The organism is uncultured Coprobacter sp. (genome assembly GCF_947855755.1).
In the GTDB taxonomy this organism is placed as follows: Bacteria; Bacteroidota; Bacteroidia; order Bacteroidales; family Coprobacteraceae; genus Coprobacter.
Genome location: NZ_CANUAR010000052.1, coordinates 1 through 5,702 on the forward strand (window position 1 = coordinate 1; position 5,702 = coordinate 5,702).

Consider the following 5,702-nt stretch of genomic DNA (forward strand, 5'->3'; position numbering starts at 1 on the left):
GATAATCGTATTCCTTGCGGCAGGTGAGATTCCCCGCTTTATCATACTCATACGTTACCGTTTTATGCCCCTGAATATTTTCACGGTCAAGGCGGTTCATCCCATCATATTGATAGGTGCGCAGATGCGTGCCGGGGCTGTGGACGATGTTCTTGATGAGTCCGTTCCCGTCGCAGGTATAGCCGTCCCAACTGTTGTCTTTGTAGGTAATACGGCTCTTCAGCGGACTTGTATACCCGCTGCTGCTCGAATCCTTATACAGATATGTCTCTTTGGCGACTGTTACCGAACCCGACTTCAGCGTCTTTGCCGTCACTCTGCCCAAGCCGTCGTAAGAATATGTATACGTCCCGAGTGGGGTCACAAGCTCCGTCATGCGGCCCAAGTCATCCGTCTTCTGCGTATAGGAATCGGAAGTGCCCGAATGCGAATAGACGAGACGTTTCATCTTCGCCGTATCGTCATGATGCGAGACGGTAAGGATCTGCTCGGAACCCTTCATATAGCTCTCGGTTATCGAGTTTCCGAACTCACTCCAATTATAGGTCATCCCGCTGTAATTGTCAATACGTTGAGATAAAGTTCCGTCAGCCAAATAAGAACAGGTTTCCTTGACTGCCGTCCCTTCCTTTACTTGCAGGAGCCGGCCGGCTTTGTCGTAGAAGCTTGCATTCTCGTAGCCATTGGCATATTCGACGGATACTTTTGTGACTGCATCCGTTACCCCAAGGGAGCCTGCCGTATTGAACTCATCATACGCGACGCTCTTGATCTCGGAAGCCGCGCCTCCCGCGGGGCCGCGGAGCACCTTCGTGACTTTACCGAAATCATCGTAGTTGTAGCGATACTCGACCTCGTCGTCAACGACCTTGGAAATACGGCCGCTTGTATGGTTGATCGTATTTTTGACCGTGCTGTCCTTGACGGCCGTCACCTTCGAGAGATCAAAGTTGGAATAGGTATAACTGTTACCGCTGCCGTTGGGCGAAGCGACCTTCGTCGTAAAGCCATAGTTGTTATAGGTGTACGTCGTCGTGCCGCCCGCCTCATCCTTCTCCGTTTTAACGAGATCTCCGTCATAGGTGCGCTCCGTTTTCATTTTCAGCGTACCTTTTGTGGTCTCTTGCTTCGTGCATTGACGCTTGCTGTTATAGGTATATGCCGTCGTTTTGCCGTATTCATCTACAATGCTTGCAGGCGAGGAGTAAGAAAGTGCGCTCCCGTTGATCTGATCGTAATGCCATTCCCTCACATCCCCGATCCTGGATATGGAGCCGTTTTCCCTTGTGAAGGAACGCCACGGGCGGCCGTACTCATCGTTGAGCGTCACGATATTGTGATCGCCGTCAAAGGCAATAGAATAATCCCCGCCATAAGAGATAACACATTCGCCGTCAGCTTTATAAAGCGTTCCTCGCACCGTAGCGGAGCCATTGTTCCTCGAATAATCGAACTCAAGCTCTACACTGTTCGGAGAGCCACCGAACTCGCTTAACCTGAAATAGGGCACGGGGACCGCGATCATCTGCCAGCCGGTCTTGGTCTCATCGAACGGAACATAGATCTGATTGATGGTTCTACCCGAGCTGTCCTTTACGATCGCGCGCGCCCCGAAATAGGGCTTTTCCTGGTTTTCGTCCGCAAGCTCGTCGAGATCCAGCTGTACCGTATCGGACAGAGAATTCGCTTTTGCCCAGCAGCAGAATACATAGAGTTTACCACGTTGGAGCGATGTAAACGTTCCTCCCGTTAGGCGACGAGTGCCACCACCTCCTGTGATCGTAGTCCCCTGCGGGAAACAAGGGCCACCGATTTTTTCGGATGAAATATCCGCCTGCACCATGATCGTTCTCGTGTGATAAACGTTGCCTGAAAGCACGCTGCTGATTTGCTGGCTTGTCGAGGCCTTCCCCTGCAAAATCGTGAAAGGCACAGCTGTCGATTCTACTTCACCGTAACAGATCAAATGTCCGGCCTTATCAAAGACATAATTGACACGATAGCCATTTCTATCGGTCACTTTCGTATAGTTCCCGGAGGAACGATAATAGCTGATGTCCCAATCATTGCCGTAAACAGTGCTCGAGGATTTCTTCTTCAATTGTTTTACATTGATGACCGAATCGGAGCTGCAATTAAAACGCAGGCCGACATCATTTTGATCGGTTACTTCGTACAGGAACGATCTGGAATAGGAAACATTCGTCGTTTTTCCTCCCGTTCGTGTGATTGTAGTAAGGTTGGAATTCGTGTAGGAGATTGATACCGTTTCGGTTTTACCCTCTCTGGTCTTTTTGATCGAACTTACCTGTCCGCTCCCGTTATAGATAAGGTCGATCGTCACCCCGTCGCAGGTGATCTTGCTCAACCTGTTGTTGGAGTACTCATAATCGGTGGTAATATCGGTCTCTTTGTTCCAAATCTCTTTGGTGCACGCCAAAGACTCGATCGTTGCTTTCCAGATGATATTGTCACCCATTTCGATTTGGGAATATCCCGAACCCGATGTGAGAACATACTGCTCGTCCGTCATGTAGGACTGCGTTGCGCCATAGTTTTCGACCACCGCACGGAAATACCGCGTTGCAGATTCGGAAAGCCCGACTTTGGAATTAAATTGTTGTGTCCCGGGATAGGTCGTCCTGGCGCGATATGGATGGAATAGATGTTTCGTTCCCATGCCGTCAATATAAACAGGGTCATTATTACTGTCAGAAGAAAGATACCCTAGAGCATCCAATCGCCAGCCGTTCCCAAAATTCGTACCCTGTTGCACTTCATCCCTATAGTCGCTGTTATAAACAAGGTTTGGCGTCAACCCCACCTGATCCTGAAACAACGGCACTATAAAAAGGAGGCGACCCGTATAAAGATCGACTGCTGAAGTACCCGCTTCCCCGCAAGATGTTTTTAAAAACTCATTCCCTGAGATCACATCCTGTGCGCTCCTAGCCTGAGCTTCCGCATCGGAAACAACGTTATACATCCCGCTTTCAACTTCTGCATTCTCTTTGTTCATAAATTAAATCTCCTCGCTGATAAATTTGGTTTACGCGCCCAAATCAGGTCCCCGGGTCAATCCAAATTCCGGACACGTTCCCTCTTTGCTCTTCCATTGTATCATGCGATTTTGGTCTTTTGCCTCTTACCTGCCAAAAAATTAGCACAAAAATCAAATGTCGCTTTACATAACGTCTCAACCCTAAAGACAATTCCTTTCTTGTGCGATCCCCGCTTCTTTCATATTGCCGTATTTGCTTTATTTCATCTTCTTGCAAATTTAATAGGATTGTGGTATAATTCAACCAATAGAAAATACAGGAGTAAAAGATGGATCTTGATTTCGGAAAACGCTTAATGGAATTTAGAATGAAAGCTGGGCTGTCGCAGGAAAAACTTGCTGAAATGATAGGAGTAAGCCGAGGAAGTATTTATCGATGGGAAGCGGGAACATGTCTTCCCGGCATCAAAGTGCTAAAGAAGCTGGCACACGTTCTTCAGGTTGATGAAGATATCCTTCTCCAAGAAATAAAGAGTGTTTCGTCTGAAACTCGGAAGGCGGCGACCACATCGGCCCCACAAGAGAATGGAGTAGCCCCCGGGACCGGAGAGGAGGTTGCGCTGGAGAACCAAGAACAAATCGTTGAGTCTGCAAACGACAATGAAACGAAAGGAATACAACCTGAACATTGCGTTGTCTGTAAAACAAATAGTATGGCAAAGCGGGTCGCGCTTTGGTTCGGGGTCACGTTGTCTATTTTACTTGTAGCGGCAATTACTGTCATATTGGTTTTGATGCACATCGCACCTCCCGATGGTGACGGTTATGCTCAAAGTATTTCCTGGGGGCTGTCTCCCTTGGATATTATCATCGTTGTAATCATAGGAGCGGTTTTGGTCTTAGCAATGATCGTCATTGCAGTGATCCACTTTCTAAAAAAGAAAAACAATAAAAAAAGCAGTAATAAATGATGTACATGTAACAAATTTGTTACATCCAAAATAGAAAATGCAACAAAAATGATGCAGACATTTTCTCGCAAATGTGCTATACTCCCGAAAAAAAGAGGTGCACTATGAAGAAAGTAAAGAAGCTGATCGGTATTTTTTTGCTGGGTATGATATTCTCTCTGTCTCTTGTCCCATGTCTTGGAATGAGTGCGGAGACATCGGAAAAATCAGGTATCCCGCTTGCAGCCGAAGAAACGATCGGGCCGAAGAGTTGGGGCGTCAATATTATGATATATATAGAAGGAGAAAACGGCGTAATCCGAGCATGGGCGAAAAATATCTTTACGCTGTTTCCTGCTGTGGTTCGCTTAGATGTCGAGTTGTACTCGTCGGACACCTATGAATCGACATATACCCAAATGGATCTGGAAAAGCGCGCTTCTACGCCTGATCTTGACCAGGGGCATACTTTGGAAGTCAGCGCACCGACCAACGGAGAACAAAAATATTGGCGCGCGCGGGTACATTATAGCAGAGATGGCGGTGATTGGATCTCAAAAGAAACAGACACATATCTGTACAGTCCGGAAGGGGAATTGATCCCGCTGTAATCCAAATAAATCATTATAATTCTTAACGTTTTGTAGCATACAATGAAAATTGTAACAAAAATGGTGCATAAAACGGAGCATTTGCAACAAAAATGTTGCAGACAAACAACAAAAAGTATGCTATACTCCGATCAAGATGAGCGACAGAGAGCGCTCAAAAAAAGATATGGAGGTAGATTATGAAGAAAAAGAACCTGACAGCCCTTATGGCAGCGTTGGCACTGACGGTCGTGGCAAGTAGCTCGCTGTTGTGCGGCAACGGCATCGTCTCGTACGAAGGGGAGATGGATGAGACGGGATCGGAGATCGCAGAGATCGCGCCGGCAAGTGTATGTACAAGCATTAAGTATCCCACGGTCGAGAGTGGGGATAAATACAACTGTTTTGTTACATACAAAATCCGGCAAAGAGACGTGCACGGAACCAACGTAGAATTTGTGAAAAGTCCCAGCTATACGACCCCGAGCTACACGAGATCAGTCCCTCAGAATGGAACGTGTGCGGTCTTAGGCTTTGCAAATGAAGGCGATTATGAATGTGAGCCCTATCCGTATTATATCCGGGCGCGCTGCCCCGACTGCCAGGTCGCCTCGTCGACCATGAGCACCTTGATTAATGGAGTAGAAAAAGAAGACTGCAGATATAAGCCGCTTGTCGTGAAAGATTCCGGCACGATCTGGACGCAGTTTGATCAGGGGGCGCCCGGAATGCAGTGGTCACACGGACAGGATTATAACACAACGATCTATTATTCGATCGCCTACAATGGCACGGTGGTAGACGGAGATATGAAAGTTCCTCTTTGGTTCAGCAAAACAAGTGATGCGATCGTCATCGATGGTGTCAGTTTCTATGTCCGGGTCGGCACTTCAGATATTGCCATTCGGGCGAGCCAGAATGTGATCTGCAACAACCTCGATACGGCGTTTGCCTTTGGTGTCGCATAATGCAGCGATCGGGGGCAGCGCGGAACCGCGCTGCCCCATATTTTTATTTGGGGGAATCTATGAAAGCGAAACTGCCGTTTTTGACAACACTTCGCCTGGCGCTGCAGGGAAAGGCCGTCACGAAGATTTTGACTGTCTTCCTTTGCGCGTTTTCGTTTGCTTTGTTTGGTTTGGCAAGTACAGGCTTTTTATA

The 5,702-nt window shown here is 47.6% G+C and carries 4 protein-coding genes; 3 read left to right on the forward strand and 1 reads right to left on the reverse strand.

Translation table 11 applies throughout. The annotated features are described in order from the left end of the window. Positions 1-3,019, reverse strand: a 3,019-nt coding sequence (locus tag Q0093_RS14660) for a hypothetical protein (RefSeq protein WP_297931966.1), incomplete at its 3' end; no start/stop codon positions are given. 311 nt (positions 3,020-3,330) lie between these two features. Between Q0093_RS14660 and Q0093_RS14665 the strand changes: the two genes are divergently transcribed. From Q0093_RS14665 to Q0093_RS14675, 3 genes are all read left to right on the forward strand, one after another. Then, positions 3,331-3,972 carry a helix-turn-helix transcriptional regulator gene (locus tag Q0093_RS14665; RefSeq protein ID WP_297931968.1) on the forward strand — a complete coding sequence of 214 codons (642 nt, stop codon included), beginning with the start codon at positions 3,331-3,333 and terminating at the stop codon, positions 3,970-3,972. Between the two features lie 104 nt (positions 3,973-4,076). Then, complete coding sequence (locus Q0093_RS14670; RefSeq protein ID WP_297931970.1) at positions 4,077-4,562, forward strand: hypothetical protein; 486 nt, start codon at positions 4,077-4,079, stop codon at positions 4,560-4,562. Positions 4,563-4,741: 179 nt separating this feature from the next. Next, the gene (locus Q0093_RS14675; RefSeq protein ID WP_297931972.1) at positions 4,742-5,509 is read left to right on the forward strand and encodes a hypothetical protein; all 768 of its coding nucleotides are present in this window, start codon (positions 4,742-4,744) and stop codon (positions 5,507-5,509) included. Positions 5,510-5,702 lie beyond the last annotated feature (193 nt).